General features: G+C 68.0%; 10 protein-coding genes. 6 read left to right on the top strand and 4 right to left on the bottom strand.

Translation table 11 applies throughout. From position 1 onward, the window contains the following. Position 1 precedes the first annotated feature (1 nt). The 3 genes from ASD56_RS00890 (at position 2) to uriH (ending at position 5,797) form a co-directional block, all read left to right on the top strand. On the top strand, positions 2-2,497 hold the full coding sequence (locus ASD56_RS00890) for an alpha-L-rhamnosidase (RefSeq protein WP_055960169.1): 2,496 nt from the start codon (positions 2-4) through the stop codon (positions 2,495-2,497). Beyond that, a complete protein-coding gene (locus ASD56_RS00885) occupies positions 2,494-4,749 on the top strand; it encodes a glycoside hydrolase family 3 C-terminal domain-containing protein (RefSeq protein ID WP_055960166.1) in 2,256 nt (751 codons plus the stop codon). Before ASD56_RS00890 ends, ASD56_RS00885 begins: the two co-directional genes overlap by 4 nt. A gap of 85 nt (positions 4,750-4,834) precedes the next feature. Beyond that, a complete protein-coding gene (uriH, locus tag ASD56_RS00880; protein WP_055960162.1) occupies positions 4,835-5,797 on the top strand; it encodes a uridine-preferring nucleoside hydrolase UriH in 963 nt (320 codons plus the stop codon). Positions 5,798-5,926: 129 nt separating this feature from the next. On the opposite strand, the gene ASD56_RS00875 is transcribed toward uriH, so the two are convergent. Further along, positions 5,927-6,592 (bottom strand): hypothetical protein, encoded by a 666-nt coding sequence (locus tag ASD56_RS00875; protein WP_055960159.1) that lies wholly within the window; start codon positions 6,590-6,592, stop codon positions 5,927-5,929. 163 nt (positions 6,593-6,755) lie between these two features. Here ASD56_RS00875 and ASD56_RS00870 point away from each other — a divergent pair, with 163 nt between their 5' ends. Then, entirely contained in the window at positions 6,756-11,105 is a 4,350-nt protein-coding gene (locus ASD56_RS00870; protein WP_055960156.1) for a family 43 glycosylhydrolase, read from the top strand. Positions 11,106-11,155: 50 nt separating this feature from the next. Here ASD56_RS00870 and ASD56_RS00865 read toward each other — a convergent pair whose 3' ends face one another. Continuing rightward, positions 11,156-12,385: a glycosyltransferase gene (locus ASD56_RS00865; RefSeq protein WP_055960153.1), complete on the bottom strand. Its 1,230-nt coding sequence runs from the start codon at positions 12,383-12,385 to the stop codon at positions 11,156-11,158. Positions 12,386-12,589: 204 nt separating this feature from the next. On the opposite strand from ASD56_RS00865, the gene ASD56_RS00860 reads away from it, so the two are divergent. Together ASD56_RS00860 and ASD56_RS00855 are read left to right on the top strand one after the other, a co-directional pair. Then, positions 12,590-14,317, top strand: coding sequence for an ABC transporter ATP-binding protein (locus ASD56_RS00860; protein ID WP_055960149.1), 1,728 nt, complete (start codon positions 12,590-12,592; stop codon positions 14,315-14,317). Further along, positions 14,314-16,392 carry an ABC transporter ATP-binding protein gene (locus ASD56_RS00855; protein ID WP_055960146.1) on the top strand — a complete coding sequence of 693 codons (2,079 nt, stop codon included), beginning with the start codon at positions 14,314-14,316 and terminating at the stop codon, positions 16,390-16,392. The genes ASD56_RS00860 and ASD56_RS00855 overlap by 4 nt, the downstream gene beginning before the upstream one ends. A gap of 91 nt (positions 16,393-16,483) precedes the next feature. Here the strand turns inward: ASD56_RS00855 and ASD56_RS00850 are convergent, their stop codons facing one another. Together ASD56_RS00850 and ASD56_RS00845 are read right to left on the bottom strand one after the other, a co-directional pair. Then, positions 16,484-16,714, bottom strand: a complete 231-nt coding sequence (locus ASD56_RS00850; RefSeq protein WP_055960143.1) for a tautomerase family protein — start codon at positions 16,712-16,714, stop codon at positions 16,484-16,486. 9 nt (positions 16,715-16,723) lie between these two features. Next, the gene (locus tag ASD56_RS00845) at positions 16,724-17,515 is read right to left on the bottom strand and encodes an IclR family transcriptional regulator (protein WP_157535703.1); all 792 of its coding nucleotides are present in this window, start codon (positions 17,513-17,515) and stop codon (positions 16,724-16,726) included. Positions 17,516-17,599: the final 84 nt, after the last annotated feature.

Raw genomic sequence — 17,599 nt, 5'->3', positions numbered from 1 at the left:
CATGTCACAACGTCCCACCGGCCGATTCATCACACCGACCACGGCCACCGGCGCCGAGAACGAGCCGGCCGCGTACCTGCGGCGGGAGTTCCGGCTGGATGACCTGCCGACGCGAGCAATCCTCCGCGTGACGGCGCTGGGTGTTGTCGAAGCCCACATGAACGGCGCTGTGATCGGCGACGAGGTACTCAGCCCGGGGTGGACGTCATACCGGCATCGCCTGGTGGTCCCCGAACACGACGTGACCGACGACATCGTGGTCGGAGAGAACGTGCTCGGCGCCATCGTGGGCGAAGGGTGGGCGCTGGGCCGCTTGGGGTGGGAGAACAAGCGCAACCACTACGCGGACCGTCCTGCGCTGTTCGCCGAGCTGGTCCTCGAATATCCGGACCGTACGCAGATCATCGCCACCGACACCGACTTCCGCGCCGCAACCGGCGGCGTCCGAAGCAACAGCATCTACGACGGCGAGACGTACGACGCCCGCCTGGAGCCGGATGGCTGGGATGCTGCCGGTTTCGATGACTCCGGATGGGGGGCCGTCGAGATCGTCGACTGGCCGCTCGATGCACTCACCGAGACTGCGGCGGAGCCGATCCGGAGGGTGCAGGAGCTTGCTCCCGTGGCGATCATCACGTCACCGTCCGGCAAGACGGTGGTGGACTTCGGACAGAACCTCTCTGGCCGGGTGCGTTTCACCGTGACCGCCGACGCGGGGACGGTCATCGCCCTTCGGCACGCGGAAGTGATGACCGGCGGTGAGGTCGACGTGGAGACGATCCGCACCGCGAAGGCCACCGACCAGTACATCGCGCGGGGTGAGGGCGCGGAGACGTGGGAGCCGCGGTTCACGTTCCACGGCTTCCGCTACGTGGAAGTCGACGGGTGGCCGGGCGAACTCGGTCTCACGGACATCTGCGCTGTCGTCATCCATTCCGATATGCGCCGTACCGGGTGGCTGGAAACGTCCGACCCGCTGCTGAACCAGCTGCACTCCAACGCCGTCTGGTCGATGCGCGACAACTTCGTCGGCGTTCCCACCGACTGCCCACAACGCGATGAGCGCCTGGGTTGGACCGGCGACATCAACGCATTCGCGCCCACGGCCGCGTTCCTCTACGACGTCCGGGGCGTCCTCGGTTCCTGGCTGCAAGACCTGGCGGTCGAGCAGAAGGCAACCGGGTTCGTGCCCTGGGTCGTCCCCGACGTGCTGTCCAATCCTTCGTCGCCGACCGCGCTGTGGAGCGATGTCGCGGTCAGTCTCCCTTGGGCGCTGTACCGCGAATACGGGGATCCGAAGATCCTCGCCGACGCGTACGAGTCGATGACGATGTTCATCCGGCAGGTCGCCGCTCTTCTGGACAACGAGGGCCTGTGGAGCACGGGCTTCCAATACGGTGACTGGCTCGACCCGGACGCGCCGATGGACAACCCCGCCGGCGGCAAGACGGACCGCCATCTGGTCGCCTCGGCCTACCTCTGCAAGACCACGCAGGAGATGGCAGCGACGGCGCACATCCTCGGGCGCGAGGACGACGCGGCCGAGTTCGCTGCCCTCACCCAGCGAGTTCGGGCGGCGTTCCGTGCGGAGTACGTGACCGAGAAGGGTCGTGTCGCGGGAGAAACCGTCACCGGCTACGCCCTGGCGATCGCGTTCGACATCCTCGACGAACGGCAGCGCCGGCACGCCGGCGACCTGCTGGCTCGGCTCGTCGCGAAGGCCGGATACCGGATCTCCACCGGGTTCGCCGGAACGCCGCTGGTTACGGACGCGCTGTCACGCACCGGACACCTCGACGAGGCGTACCTGCTCCTCATGGAAACCGGGTGTCCGTCATTCCTCTACCCGGTCACGATGGGCGCCACCACCATCTGGGAGCGGTGGGACTCGATCCGCCCAGACGGGACCATCAACCCGTCCGGGATGACCTCGCTGAATCACTACGCCCTCGGCGCCGTCGTGGACTGGATGCACCGCACCATCGGCGGGCTCATCGCTCTCGAACCGGGGTACAAGCGGATGCGGATCGCGCCCGCTCCCGGCGGGAACCTGACGTCCTCGGAGCTGCGTCACACCACCACGCAGGGTGACGTGGCGATCTCTTGGTCATTGACCGAGCAGACCATGACGGTGGGAGTGACCATCCCCGAGGGCACCACCGCGGAAGTTGCTCTGCCGCTGCACCCCGACGGTGAGATGAGGGAGATCGCCGCCGGCACGCACGAATGGACGTATCAGGTCCCCGATGCGGGTACTGCGCGGAGCTTCACACTCGACTCCACCCTCAAGGAGCTGTCCGATGACGCAGCCGCCTGGAGGGCGTTCACCGACGCGTTCGCACGGCACTTCCCGGGGGTTCCGCTGGACGGTTCGGCCCCGGAGGCTGCGTTCATGTCGGTGAGCACCATGCTCGAGTACGTCCCCGGCGCGTCCGAGGAACTTCGCGATGATCTTGCCTCCGCCCTCGCCAGCGTCTCTCAAGGAGTCACCGCATGACCACTGACATCACTCGACTGACCCTCGAGCAGAAGGCGTCGCTGCTGTCTGGACGAGACTTCTGGTCCACCAAGCCCGTCGACGAGGCCGGCATTCCGTCGATCGTCCTGACCGACGGCCCCCACGGTATCCGCCGGCAGGCAGGCGGCGCCGATCACCTCGGGATCAACGACAGCCTTCCCTCGACCTGCTTTCCCCCGGCCGTCGCGGTCGGCTCCAGCTGGGATCCCGACATGGCCGCACGGGTCGGCGCCGCCGTCGGTGAGGAAGGTCTCGCCTTCGGCGTTGCCGTCGTCCTCGGACCCGGCGTGAACATCAAGCGGTCCCCGCTGTGCGGCCGGAACTTCGAGTACTACTCCGAAGATCCTCACCTCTCCGGTGTCCTGGGTGCAGCCCACGTCAACGCGCTGCAGGCGGCCGGGCCGGGTGCCTCGGTGAAGCACTTCGCGGCCAACAACCAGGAGACCGAGCGGATGCGCGTCAGCGCAGACGTGGACGAGCGCACGCTGCGTGAGATTTACCTGCCCGCCTTCGAACGCGTCGTCACCGAGGCGAGTCCCGCCACGGTGATGTGCTCGTACAACAAGGTCAACGGGGTCTACGCGTCCCGGAACCGCTGGCTCCTCGCCGACGTCTTGCGTGGCGACTGGGGATTCACCGGCGCCGTCGTCTCCGACTGGGGTGCCGTCAGCAACCGAGTGGACAGCGTACGGGCCGGCATGGACTTGGAGATGCCCGGCAGCAACGGCACCACCGACGCAGAAATCGTCGACGCGGTGAACAACGGTCGGTTGGATGAGTCGATCGTCGACGATTCCGTCCGGCGCGTCGTCGCCCTCACGGAACTGCCTCACACCGCCACCAACGAGCTAGACATCGATGCGCATCACCGGCTGGCGCGGGAGGTCGCTGCGGACTCCATCGTGCTGCTGAAGAACGACGAGGTTCTTCCCCTTGTCGGCGGGTCGACGATCGCGGTGATCGGCGCATTTGCCACCGAGCCCCGATTCCAAGGTGGCGGCAGCTCGCACATCAACGCCGCACGCACGGACGTGGCGCTTGACGAGATCCGCAGCCTGGCTGCTGGGCAGGGCTCTACCGTGGTGTCCGCGCAGGGATATTCCCTCGACGCCGACGCTTCCAGCGGTCAGAGTGAGTCCCTTCGTGCAACGGCCGTGGAAGCCGCGCTGACCGCCGATGTCGCCATCGTCTTCGCGGGGCTCAGCGATCGCGAGGAGTCCGAGGGTTTCGACCGTACAAACCTGCAGCTCCCCGACGAGCAGGTCGAGCTCATCATTGCCGTCGCAGCCAGCGGCACCCCCACGGTCGTAGTGCTCTCCAATGGCGGGGTCGTCACGCTCGAGGGATGGCACGACGACGTCGACGCCATCGTGGAGGGCTGGCTTCTCGGCCAGGCCTGTGGCGGGGCGATCGCGGACGTTCTCTTCGGCGTCGTCAATCCGTCCGGCCATCTCGCCGAGACCATTCCGCTGCGTCTGGAAGACAACCCCAGCTGGCTGAACTTCCCTGGCGAGCAGGGTCATGTCCGCTACAGCGAAGGCGTCTTCGTCGGCTACCGGTACTACACCACCGCCGGGGTCCCGGTCCGATACCCGTTCGGGCACGGCCTGTCCTATACGACCTTCGAGACCACGGAGCTCCTGTCCACGGTCACCGGTTCCGACAGTGTGCGCGCCCAAGTCACGGTGGCCAACACCGGCGACCGTGCGGGAAAGCACGTCGTGCAGATCTACGTGGCCACGACGACTGGTCCGGTCCGCCGTCCGCGGCGGGAACTTCGCGCCTTCGTGAAACTCGCTCTGCAACCAGGCGAGAGTCGGCAGGTCGAACTCGACCTGGGCCGCCGCGCGTTCGCCTACTGGGATATCGAGTTGGGTCGGTTCGTGGTCCCTGCCGGCGAGTACACGGTGCAGGTATGCGCGGACGCCTCCACGGTGCTGCATGAGCAGATCGTCACGCTTGCCGGTGACGCGGTCATCCGGGAACTGACCATGGACTCCACCGTGGGCGACTGGTTCAGCCACCCGGTCGTCGGCCCAGCACTCATGGCGGGTCTGCAGTCGTCGATGACGCCGGAGCAGGCGGAGCAGGCAGCGCAGAACCCGGACGCCCTCAAGATGGTCGAGTCGATGCCGATGCAGCAGTTCCTCGTCTTCACAAACGGAGCACTCCCTGTCGACTCCCTGGAGCAGCTCATCGAACTCAGCAAGGTCTCTGCCCCGGCAGTGTGATCGACGTTCTGGATCGTTCGCGCGGCCAGCGCAGTCACGGCTGACCGCATCGCGACGCGGACGCCCGCCTGGATACGCTTCCACCATGCCGACGAAGATCATCCTCGACTGCGACCCCGGCCACGACGATGCGATCGCGCTGCTGCTCGCGCACGGCAGCCCTGACGTCGAGCTGGTGGCCGTGACAACGGTGGCGGGCAACCAGACCCTCGAGAAGGTCACCCGCAATGCTCTCGCCGTCGCCCAGATCGCCGGGATCGTCGACGTGCCGTTCGCTGCCGGATGCGCTCGCCCGCTCGTGCGCCGGCTCAGCGTTGCCGACGACATCCACGGCGAGTCCGGCATGGATGGACCGCAGCTTCCCGACTCCACGATCACCGTGGATCCGCGCCATGCCGTCGATCTGATCGTCGACACCGTGATGGCGTATCCGGAAGGCACGATCACCCTCGTTCCGACCGGCCCATTGACCAACATCGCCCTCGCGGCCCGTAAGGAACCGCGCATCGTCGAGCGGGTCCGCGAGGTCGTCCTGATGGGCGGGGGATACCACGCCGGCAACTGGTCCGCCACGAGCGAGTTCAACATCGCGATCGACCCGGAAGCCGCGCACATCGTCTTCAACGAACCCTGGCAGGTCACGATGTGCGGGCTCGATGTGACGCATCAGGCGGTGGCGACGGATGCCGTCATCCAGCGAGTCAGCGACCTCGGCACCGCGCCGGCGGCGTTCGTCACGGAACTGCTGCAGTTCTTCAAGCAGTCCTACCTGGACGTACAAGGATTCACCGCGCCCCCGGTGCATGATCCGGTCGCCGTCGCCCGAGTCATAGACCCGACGATCGTGCGCACCGTGCCGGTACCGATCGACGTCGAACTCGGGGGAAGCCTGACGCTCGGGATGACGGTGACCGATTTCCGATTCCCGCGGCCCTCGGACAGTCACACCCATGCCGCGGTCGAACTCGACCACGCACGCTTCTGGGACCTCATCGTCGCCGCGCTCGAGCGCATCGGCGACCCGGCCACGGGCGGTGCGGCGGTCTGATCAGTCCGGGAGCGGCCACCCCGTGTACGCCTCGGCGAGGAAGGTGCGCCCGGCGTCGGACCCGACGATCGCCGTGCGCGGCGCGCGCGAGATCGCGCGTCGGCTCTAGGGATCGCACGCGCGTTCGAATCAGCCACCGGGACCGACCGGGTCGATCGGCGCTCCGTCGCCGTCGGCGGGCAAGTCCCCACGCTCGACCGGAGTCGGAGCAACCTCCGGAAGGTCCGAGAAGAGAACCCCGAGTTCAGCATCCGACGGCGCGCGCACAGCCTCCGCGGCTGCCAGCAGATCCGAGGGCGAGGCGCTGTTCCCGATCAGCCAGATCAGCGCTTCGTCGCGGACCGCGATGTACTCGTGGAAGCCGGCCCCCGATCGGTGCCACAGGCCGTCCTCATCGGTGCAGGTCACCGGTTGGTCCGGCGCATCCCACAGCGGCATGTCTACGCAGGACGCTTCGGTCAGCTCGCCGCGGTCGGTGCGGATGGTCACCGTCGCCCCGGTGGTCGTGTTGACCCAGGTGGCCGACATTCCGTCGGCAGACACACGCCCCACAGACTGCGGCGCCAGATCGTAGCCGTCCACTTCGGTCGTATAGACGAGGTCCAGCGAGATGCCGGTTGTCTCGGCGCGCTCGGCGATCGTGCCCGGCTCGGCCGCGTCGATGTCCGACGCGCCCGGCGAGCCGGGCACATCGAATCTGCCCGACGCGCAACCCGCGAGCAGCACGGCGCACAGAGCGATGCTGACACCCGTGGCGACCGAAGCGCCGGCGCGGAGGAGACGTGAGCGAGGCATGAGAGCATCCTCTCCCACGTGCACCGTCAGCCACCGGCGCCGACCTGAGCGCACGCAAGTGTGAGCGGTATCAATCGCTTGCGGTCCATCATGGTGAGCGCTAACATCGCTCCCGACCCCAGCACTGCCGCGACGCCGCGGCCAACTCGACGGAAGCGCAACGATGCAGCCTCTTGCCCGACGTTCTCTCGCAGCCCTCACGGCCATCGCGATCGGCCTCACCGGTGCCGTCACGGCCACCCAGCCCGCGGTGGCGGCCACGCAGCTGGTCGCCCACTATCCGCTGAACGAGACAACCGGCACGGTAGCGATCGACGCCTCGGGGTCGGCGCGCAACGGCGCCTACGTCGGCGCCCCGGCGCTGACGGGCGGCGAAGGCGTTCGGCTCGACGGCGTCGATGACCACGTCAAGCTGCCCGACAACCTTCTCGCCGGACTCACCTCGATCACGGTGAGCGCCGAGGTGCTGGTGCGCGCGGCGCAGGGCACGCCGTACTTCATCTACGGCTTCGGCAACACCGACGCCGCCGGCGTCGGCAACGGTTACCTGTACTCGACCGGCAACAGCTACAAGACGTCGATCGCGTCGGGAAACTGGTCGACCGAGCAGACCGCGAACAGCAGTGCCAACCTCGAGCGCGACGTCTGGAAGACGATCACGTACACGCTCGATGACGCCACCAACACCGCGCGCGTCTACCTCGACGGTGTGCAGGTCGCGCAGAACACCAACGTCACGATCACGCCCGGCTCGATCGGCGGCGGCGTCACGACGGCGAACTACCTCGGCCGCTCGGTCTACAACGCCGACAAGCGGCTCGCCGGCAGCCTCCGCGACGTGCGCATCTACGATGCCGCCCTCTCCGCCTCGGAGGTGACCGCCCTGGTCCCGAGCGACACCACACGACTGCAGCGGGATGCCGCGACCCTGTCGCTCGGCGATCTCTCCGGTCTGACCGCGAACATCACCCTTCCCGCGAAGGGTGCGAACGGCGCGACGATCACATGGTCGTCGAGCAACCCGGCCGTGATCTCCGCGACCGGCGTCGTGACCCGTCCCGCCGCCGGCCACACGCCGGCCACCGCCACTCTGACGGCCACGCTCACGCGGGGCGCGGCATCCGAAACCCGCTCTTTCCCGGCCACGGTGCTCGCACTGCCGGGCACGGACGTCCTCGCGCAGCAGGACCTCGACGCGGTCGAGATCGTCAACGCCGGCGACATCCGCGGCAACATCACGCTGCCCTCGCAGGGCGCGGTCAACGGCACGGCGATCGAATGGACCGCCTCGCCCGCCGGAGTGATCACCACCGCGCCGGCGGGCGGCAAAGCCGCCGGCGTCGTGACCCGTGGTGCGACCGACACCGCGGTCACCCTCACCGCGACGGTGCCGGGATCGACCGCGACCCGCGCCATCCAGGTCACCGTGACCGCGGCGCCCGCCGGGCTCGACACCGACTACACGGCCGGCTACCTCTGGACCCACTTCGCGACCGCGGGCGGCTACGAGAAGATCTTCTACGGCTACAGCGACGACGGCCTGCACTGGTCCAAGCTCAACGACAACCAGCCGATCCTCGCCAACCTCGGCGGCGACCTCGGCGTCCGCGACCCGCACCTCGTGCGCGCGCCGGAGGGCGACAAGTACTGGATCATCGGCACCGACCTGCACGCCGAGGGCGGCGGGGCCGGCGGCTCGGGCTGGGACCAGCTCAACGCCAGCCAGAACCTCGTGGTGTGGGAGTCCACCGACCTCGTGAACTGGAGCGATCAGCGCATCGCATTCGCCGGATTCGACCAGGCCGGCTGCGTCTGGGCCCCCGAGGCGACCTACAACGAGGCGACCGGCGAGTACTACGTGTACTGGGCCGCGCGGGACCGCACCGACAACGGCACGAACGACTGGGCGCTGCGGATGTACCTCACCAAGACCCGCGACTTCGTCACGTTCACCGAGCCCGAGATCTGGACCTCGCTCAACGAGAAGGGCGATGGTCTGAACGGCCCGAACATCATCGACTCCACCATCGCCAAGGAGGGCGACACCTACTACCGGTTCTCGACGTCCGACTGGATGACGGTCGTGGACACCGCCCCGAGCCTCGACGGACCGTGGACGCGCGAGATCGACCGGGGCGAGGCATCCGCTCACGGCCTCCGTTCGTCGATGGAAGGTCTCACCGTCTACCAGCTGCCCGATGAGCGCTGGGCCGTGATGGGCGACCAGAGCGGCTATTACGGCCACACCGCCGAGACGCTTGCGAGCCTGCAGTTCCAGCAGCTCAGCGCCGGCACGGGCGCGAACCAGTACTCGTTCGCGCAGCCGTTCCGCCACGGGTCGGTCCTGCGTCTCTCGGCTGCCGAGGAATCGACCCTGCTCGAGGCGTACGGCAACACCCCGGTGGACCCGGAAGAGCCGGAGGAGCCGCAGCAGGAGCCCATCGCCGAGTACACCTTCGACGACGGCACGCTCACCGACTCGGCCGGCAGTGCCGACCTCACTGCCAGCGGCACTGCCGCCGTGGCGACGGATGCCGCGAAGGGCAAGGCGCTCAAGCTCGACGGCAGCACCAACGGCTTCGCGTCGTTCCCGACGGGCTTCTTCGACGACCGCAGCACCATGACGGTGTCGATGGACGTGAAGTCGGAGAAGACCAGCGGCAACTTCTTCACCTTCGCGCTGGGCGCCGACACGAACAAGTACTACTTCCTGCGCCTGCGAGGCGGTGACGTGCGCAGCGCGATCACCCAGACCTCGTGGCAGAACGAGTCGGCGGTCACCGGGTCCGTGGCGAGCGGCGAGTGGCATCGCGTCGACGTCGTCTTCGCCGGGACCACCATGACCGTCTACGCGGACGGCGTGAAGCTCGGCGAGAACGCGGCTCTCGGCGCCACGATCGAGCAGCTCGGAAACGACCTCGTGGGCTACCTCGGCAAGTCGCTGTATGCGGGTGACGGCTACTTCCAGGGCTGGTACGACAACGTGCGCGTCTACAACCGCGCACTGTCGGCCACGGAGGTCCTGGCCAACGCGGGCGTCACCGACCAGCTGCTCGACGTGTCGCTGGCGGATGCCGCGGTCCTCAAGCTCGCGCCCATCGTCAGCGGTGCTGCGCACACGGCCGTCTTCCCCGTCAACAAGGGCACCGACGTCACGGCGCTGGCACCGACGTTCACGACGGCTCCGGGCGTGACGGTCTCACCGGCATCCGGCACGGTCGTCGACATGACCCAGCCCGTGACCTACACGCTCACCGCCCCCGGTGGCGCGACCACCACGTGGACGATGACCGCGACCGTGGTCAACAGCCCCGTGCTGCCGGGTCTCTACGCCGATCCGAACATCGCGGTCTTCGGCGACACGTACTACATCTACGCGACCTCCGACGGCTACGCCGGCTGGGGCGGCAAGGAGTTCTACGTGTGGAGCTCGAAGAACCTCGTGGACTGGGAGCGCTCGGACGAGCCGTTCCTGACCCTCGACGGCGCGAACGGCGACGTGCCGTGGGCGACCGGCAACGCCTGGGCGCCGACGATCATCGAGCGCGACGGGAAGTACTACTTCTACTTCAGCGGCCATAACGCCGCGCTCAACCGCAAGACGATCGGCGTCGCGGTCGCAGACAGCCCGGAGGGGCCGTTCCTCGCTCAGCCCAACGCGATGATCCTCAACAACGAGGCCGTCACATCGGGTCAGGCGATCGACCCTGCCGCCTTCCACGACCCGGTGTCGGGCACCTGGTATCTGGGCTGGGGCAACGGCTCGCCGGTGCTCGCCGAGCTGAACGACGACATGGTCTCGATCAAGGCGGGCACGTACCAGCGCATCACCGGGCTGACGGACTTCCGCGAGGGCGTCTTCTTCAACTACCGGAACGGGCTGTACCACCTCACCTACGCGATCGACGACACGGGTTCGGAGAACTACCGGGTCGGCTACGCGACGGCCACCAGCATGACCGGGCCGTGGACGTACCGCGGGGTGATCCTGCAGAAGGACCTCGCGCTCGGGATCAAGGGGCCGGGCCACAGCTCGATCATCAACGTCCCCGGCACGGACGACTGGTACATCGCGTACCACCGGTTCGCGATGCCCGGCGGCGACGGCAACCACCGCGAGACGACGATCGACAAGCTCGAGTTCGGCGCCGACGGCCTCATGAAGGCGGTCGTGCCCACGCTCGAGAGCGTCGCCCCGCAGACGATCGAGCTGCCCGCCGCGCCGCCCGAGGTCGACGTGACGGTGACCGGCCGGTGCGTCGCGGGCAAGGTCACGCTCGTCGTGCAGGCGAAGAACGTCGACGACGTGCCGGTGAACGTGACGGTGCAGACGCCCTACGGCAGCAAGAACGTCGCCGCTCTCCAGCCGGGCAAGACCTCCGCGCAGGCGTTCAGCACGCGCCTTGCGCAGATCGAACCCGGCACGGTCTCGGTCACCGCGAGCGCGGTGCGGGACGGAGATCCGGTGACAGCCGTGATCGACGCGCCGTACTCGCTGCAGCCCTGCGGCTGAACCGCTGACACGCGAGGGCGGGGGACGAGATCATCGCCTCCCCGCCCTCGCTATCTGCGCCCGATCTCGGCTTCGATGAGCCGAGCGGTCACCGCCGCACCGTCCTCCAGCGCATAGGCCTCACGCACCTCCGCCGCCGCGATGCGGAACGCGGGCTCGGTCAGCACCCGCTGCACGGCGTCGATGAACTCCGGCTTCGACACGTGCTTGGGTGAGACCGCGATCGCGTTGCCCCGGCGCTCGCATGCGCGAACGTGCCAGGTCTGCTCGGGCTGCAGGCCCATGCCGACGAACGGCACGCCCGTCGCGCAGGCGGTCTGCACGGTGCCCTGCCCGCCGTGGAGGACCGCGGCATCCACCAGTCCTCCGAGCCTGTGCGCGGGCAGCAGGTCGGTGACGTGGACGTTCGGGGGCACGACATCGCCCGGCTCGAGGTAGTGGCGGATCGGCGCGACCACGGTGACGGGCAGCGTGCCGAGCGCGCGTGCCGCCTCCAGCGCGAGCGCGCGGGTCGCCGACGAGCCGAGCGCGAGATAGACCAGGGGAGCGGATGCCGCAGCCAGCTCCTCGACGATCGGCGGGAGCGGCGCGTCGACATGGGCGAAGATCGGGCCGACACGCTCGAACCCGTCCGGGATCCGGAAGCCGTCGAGCTCCCACGCCATCTCGGTCAGCAGGTTGCGGTCGGCGGTGAGGAGCGAGGCGACGGTCTTCAGCGGCGGCACGCCGTTGGCCTTCGCGACCTTCGAGAACGCGCGAGGAGCCAGCGGCGCGCGCGTGTAGACCCAACGGAAGACCGACGTCGCGACGCGGTCGGCGGCTCGGGCGAGGCGGCCGCTGCCGCGCACGAACTCCATGTGCCGGGTCTGCTCGACCTGGGCGAGGGTCAGCGCGAACGGCACCGGGTAGAACAGCGGAACACCCTCGGCGCGGGCCGAGATGTAGGAGGTGAGGTTCGATCCGGTCACCACGACGGGGGCGTCGAGCTCGCGGATGAGCCCGCGCTCCACCTCGACGCGGGCACTGACCAGCTCGGTGGTGAACGGCGTGCGGATGGCACGCCCCTGGTCGAACGCGATGGCCTGCGCCCGCTCGGCCTTCGACCACGAGGGCGTGCACGCCCGGTACTCGAAGCCGGCGTCCGTGATGAGCGAGACGAAGTCGTCCTCGTAGCCCATGAACACGGGATGGTGTCGCGGATCGAGGGCGCGCGCGACCTGGATCATGCGCGTGGTCTCGGCGAGATTGAAGGTCACGGGGCAGAAGAGGACGTTCGCCATGGTGTCCGGAGCGTATCGCTCTCGCCCTGCGCCGGTACAGCGCCCTTTGTAGCCGGGCCCTTGCCGCTTCCGCTCATGGCGTACAAACGGGCTCCCGCTGTGTCGGAGCCTCGTCGTAGCCTGAGAACTGCTCTTATCTCGGATGCCGCTGCCCGGCTCCGCTTTCGTTGAGCGACTCACACACCCTCGTCATCGGAGAGTCCTGTGCTCGGAAAACTCCTCGTCCGCTATCTGAAGGAGTACCGCTGGCTGCTGCTCGGCGTGCTCGTCTTCCAATTCGCCTCGGTGATGGCCTCGCTGACCCTGCCTCAGCTGAACGCCGACATCATCGACAACGGCGTCGCAACCGGCGACACCGCCTACATCTGGTCGACCGGCGCGACGATGCTCGCGATCTCGCTCGGCCAGATCACGGCATCGATCATCGCCACCTACTTCGCGGCGCGCGCCGCGATGGGAGCAGGTCGCGACATCCGACGTGACGTGTATGGCAAGGTGAGCGGCTTCTCCGAGCGCGAGGTCTCGAAGTTCGGGCCGGGCTCGCTCATCACCCGCAACACGAACGATGTGCAGCAGGTGCAGATGCTCGCGATGATGGGCGCGACGATGCTCGTCACCGCACCGCTGCTCGCCATCGGCGGCATCATCAAGGCGCTGCAGCAGGACGTCGGGCTCAGCTGGCTCATCGCCGTCTCGGTGCCCCTGCTGCTCGTCATCGTCGCGATCATCATCAGCCGCATGGTGCCGCTGTTCCGCTCGTTCCAGACCAAGCTCGACGCCGTGAACCGCATCATGCGCGAGCAGCTCACCGGCGTCAGGGTCGTCCGCGCCTTCGTCCGCGAAGACATCGAAGAGGAGCGCTTCCGCGGCGCGAACACCGACATCATGGTCGTCGGCCGCAAGGTCGGCTCGCTCTTCGTGCTGATGTTTCCGCTGGCCATGCTCATCCTGAACGTCACCGTGGTCGGCGTGATCTGGTTCGGCGGCATTCAGGTGGATGCCGGAACCGTAGAGATCGGCACGCTCTTCGCCTTCATGCAGTACATCGGCCAGATCCTGATGGGCGTGCTGATGGCCACGTTCATGACGATCATGATCCCGCGCGCCGCGGTCTCGGCCGAGCGCATCAGCGAGGTGCTCGCGAGCGAGTCGACCCTGACCCGTGCCGCGAACGCTGTGAGCACCTTCGAGGCACCCGGCTCGGTGCGCTTCTCCGATGTCGAGTTCACCTACCCGGGCGCCGAGTCGCCCGTACTGCAGGGCATCAGCTTCGAGGCCGCTCGCGGCGAGACCGTCGCGATCGTCGGCTCGACCGGCGCCGGCAAGACGACGCTCGTCTCGCTCATCCCCCGCCTGTTCGACGTGACCGGCGGCTCGGTGCGGGTGGGCGGGGTGGACGTGCGCCAAGCGGATCTCGACCGGCTGTGGAAGGGCATCGGCCTGGTCCCGCAGCGCCCGTTCCTCTTCACCGGCACCGTCGCCTCGAACCTGCGATTCGGGCGCGAAGAGGCCACCGACGAAGAGCTGTGGCACGCCCTCGAGATCGCGCAGGGACGCGACTTCGTCGAAGAGATGGACGGACAGCTGAACGCCCGCATCGCACAGGGCGGCACCAACGTCTCGGGCGGTCAGCGCCAGCGGCTCGCGATCGCCCGTGCGATCGTGCACCAGCCCGACGTGCTCGTCTTCGACGACTCGTTCTCGGCGCTGGATCTCACCACTGACGCCCGGCTGCGGCAGGCGCTGTGGCGCGAGCTGCCGAACGTCACCAAGATCGTCGTCGCCCAGCGCGTCTCGACCATCACCGAGGCCGACCGCATCGTTGTGCTCGAGGACGGTCAGATGGTGGGCATCGGAACCCATGAGGAACTCTTGAGCACCAGTCCGACCTATAGAGAGATCGTCGACTCGCAGCTGGGGGTGGAGGCATGAGCGCCCCCGACATGCTGACCGAGGAAGAGCGCCTCGAGCTCGAGATGGCCGAGCAGGCCCGTCTGGGCGCCGACGACTGGAGCAGTGTCGCACCCGGCAAGGCCGCGAACTTCGGCCAGAGCTTCGGCCGCCTCATCGGGCTGCTGAAGCCCCACGCCGTGGCCTTCATCCTCGTCTCGATCCTCGGTGCGATCGGCGTCGTGCTCGCCGTCATCGCGCCCAAGGTGCTGGGCGAGGCGACCAACATCATCTTCGAGGGCGTCGTCTCGGCCGGCCTCGCGGATCAGTTCCCCGCGGGCACGTCGCAGGAGGTCGTCGTCGAGACGCTTCGCGCCGCGGGCCAGACCGACATGGCGAACATGGTCTCGGCCATGCGCGACTTCACCGTCGGCGCGGGCGTCGACTTCGACGCGCTCCGCATGGTGATCGTCGCCGTCCTCGCGATCTACGTCGTGTCGGCGCTGCTGACCTGGGCGCAGGGCTACGTGATCAACGTGATCATGGTCCGCACCATGTGGCGCCTGCGCGAGTCGGTCGAGGCGAAGATCAACCGCCTGCCCCTGTCGTACTTCGACAAGGTGCAGCGCGGCGAGCTGATCTCGCGGGTGACAAACGACATCGACAACATCACCCAGACGATGCAGCAGTCGCTCTCGACGGTGGTGACCTCGGTGCTCACCGTCATCGGCGTGCTCTTCATGATGTTCTCGATCTCGTGGCAGCTCGCACTCGTGGCACTGGTGTCGCTGCCGCTCATGGCGGTCATCTTCGGCGTCATCGGCCCGCGCTCGCAGAAGGCGTTCGGCATCCAGTGGCGCAAGGTCGGCCGTCTGAACGCCCGCGTCGAGGAGTCCTTCTCGGGGCACGCCCTGGTGAAGGTGTTCGGTCGCGAAGCCGATTCGGCCGAGAAGTTCGCGGCCGAGAATGAGGAGCTGTACGAAGCGGCGTTCAAGGCGCAGTTCCTGTCGGGCATCATCATGCCGGGCATGATGTTCGTCGGAAACCTGACGTACGTCGGCATCGCCGTCCTCGGCGGCATCATGGTCGCGAACGGCCAGCTGCGCCTGGGCGACGTGCAGGCGTTCATCCAGTACTCGCAGCAGTTCACGCAGCCGCTGTCGGAGCTCGGCGGCATGGCCGCGGTGATCCAGTCGGGCACGGCTTCGGCGGAGCGGGTGTTCGAACTGCTCGATGCCGATGAGCAGGAGCCCGACGACGAGGACGCTCCCGAGCTCACCGAGGGTCATGGCGTGATCGAGTTCAAGGGCGTGAAGTTCGCGTACACCGAGGATCGCCCGCTCATCACCGATCTGTCGTTCCGGGTGGAGCCCGGGCAGACGGTCGCGATCGTGGGCCCGACCGGCGCCGGCAAGACGACGCTGGTGAACCTCATCATGCGGTTCTACGAGCTGAACGGGGGCCAGATCCTGCTCGACGGGCAGGACATCGCCGAGCTCACCCGCGACGACGTCCGCTCGCGCACGGGCATGGTGTTGCAGGATCCCTGGCTGTTCGCCGGGACGATCCGCGACAACATCCGCTACGGCCGCGAATCGGCGACCGACGAGGAGATCGTCGAAGCGGCCAAGGCGACGCGCGTCGACCGGTTCGTGCACTCGCTGCCGGACGGCTACGACACCGTGCTCGACGAGGACGCCTCCAACGTCTCGGCCGGAGAGAAGCAGCTCATCACGATCGCACGTGCCTTCGTGGCGCAGCCCTCGGTGCTGATCCTCGACGAGGCGACGTCATCGGTCGACACGCGCACCGAGCTGCTGCTGCAGCACGCGATGGCGGCGCTGCGCGAGGGCCGCACCTCGTTCGTGATCGCCCACCGTCTGTCGACGATCCGCGACGCCGACCTCATCCTGGTGATGGAGCACGGCGACATCGTGGAGAAGGGCTCGCACGACGAGCTCATCGCCGCGCACGGGGCGTACTGGCGGCTGTACCAGTCCCAGTTCGAGCAGGCCGCCACCGACCTCGATGCCGAAGCGGCGCTGCTCGAGTCGGCCACCGAGCCTGGTGATGCGGGTGCGGGCACCGACGAGGCCGAGGTGCCCCAGCAGTCGTAGTCGCGCGACCGCGCATGCGAAGGCCGGGCGCTCCCTGTGGGCGGCCCGGCCTTCCGCTTGGTCGAGGCCGGGAGCACGGATCCCCGGCGGGTCAGCTCCCGTCGGCGCCGAAACGTGAGACGACGCCGGCGCGGGACTCGTCCTCGCTGGCGAGCGTCCCGCCGTTGGCCACGCGATCGGCCGAGATCTCCTCGAACAGGATCCGTACGTCCTCACGCCGCGCGCCGAGCGCGCCGACGGCGGCGTCGGTCACCGATTCGGCGAACTGGCGACGCTGTTCGATCGTGCGGCCGGCGAGAAGCTCTACTCGGATGTTGGGCATGGGTCCTCCTCAGATGGCGATGGATCGTCGGGCGCCGAACTGGCGACCCAGGGTCTCGCGGGCGGCGAGGAGCAGGCCGATGATCTCCTGCTCCTTCTCGTCGTCCAGCCGCGCGATCGGCGCGGAGCAGCTGACGGCATCCTTCGACGGCGAGGCGAACGGCAGCGTGACGGCGAAGCAGCGCAGCCCGATCCCGGCCTCCTGTGCGTCGACCGCGTAGCCGAGTTCGCGCACCTGCGCGAGCTCGTCGATGAGCTGGTCGCGCGAGGTGATCGTGAACGGCGTCGAGCGGGGAAGGTCGGCGGGAAGCAGCCGGCGCACCGTGTCGTCCGGCAACTCTGCCAGCATCGCCTTTCCGAGGGCGGTGGCGTGAGCGGGCAGGCGGCGGCCGATGGCCGAGAACATCCGCAGCGGGTGAAGCGATTCGCGCTTGGCCATGTAGACGACGTCGGGAGCCTCGAGCCGCGCGAGGTGCACGGTTTCGCCCGTGTCGGCGGCGAGCGAGTCCATGATGTCGGACGTGCGCAGCACCGTCGGGTCCTGATCGACGTACGACGAGCCGATGAGCAGCGCGCTCATACCGAGCCGGTACGCGGAGCGACTCGCGTCCGTCTCGACCCAGCCGCGATGTTCGAGAGTGCGCAGGATGCTGTGCAGGCTGCTCTTCGGGATGCGCAGGCGCGTCGAGAGCTCGGCCAGCGTGGACCCGCCTGACGCGAGGCTCTCGAGGATCTCGAGGGTGCGGTCGGCGGATTTCACGGGGATGAAATCGGCCTCTTCGGTGGCGATCGGGTCGGTCATGGCGCTCCTCTCGACGTTCAGTATATGGAACAGCATTCGCATGCTTGACTGCTTGACGACCGTAGCCTATCGTCATCGAACAAG

The organism is Microbacterium sp. Root166 (genome assembly GCF_001427145.1).
GTDB lineage: Bacteria > Actinomycetota > Actinomycetes > Actinomycetales > Microbacteriaceae > Microbacterium.
Note: the sequence above shows the minus strand (reverse complement) of the source record. Positions and strands in the feature narration are given on the sequence as shown.

Bases quoted from the DNA above. Each gene is read 5' to 3' on its own strand.
- ASD56_RS00890 (WP_055960169.1), top strand. From the start codon at position 2: ATGTCACAACGTCCCACCGGCCGATTCATCACACCGACCACGGCCACC.
- ASD56_RS00885 (WP_055960166.1), top strand. From the start codon at position 2,494: ATGACCACTGACATCACTCGACTGACCCTCGAGCAGAAGGCGTCGCTG.
- uriH (WP_055960162.1), top strand. From the start codon at position 4,835: ATGCCGACGAAGATCATCCTCGACTGCGACCCCGGCCACGACGATGCG.
- ASD56_RS00875 (WP_055960159.1), bottom strand. From the start codon at position 6,592: ATGCCTCGCTCACGTCTCCTCCGCGCCGGCGCTTCGGTCGCCACGGGT.
- ASD56_RS00870 (WP_055960156.1), top strand. From the start codon at position 6,756: ATGCAGCCTCTTGCCCGACGTTCTCTCGCAGCCCTCACGGCCATCGCG.
- ASD56_RS00865 (WP_055960153.1), bottom strand. From the start codon at position 12,385: ATGGCGAACGTCCTCTTCTGCCCCGTGACCTTCAATCTCGCCGAGACC.
- ASD56_RS00855 (WP_055960146.1), top strand. From the start codon at position 14,314: ATGAGCGCCCCCGACATGCTGACCGAGGAAGAGCGCCTCGAGCTCGAG.
- ASD56_RS00850 (WP_055960143.1), bottom strand. From the start codon at position 16,714: ATGCCCAACATCCGAGTAGAGCTTCTCGCCGGCCGCACGATCGAACAG.
- ASD56_RS00845 (WP_157535703.1), bottom strand. From the start codon at position 17,515: ATGACCGACCCGATCGCCACCGAAGAGGCCGATTTCATCCCCGTGAAA.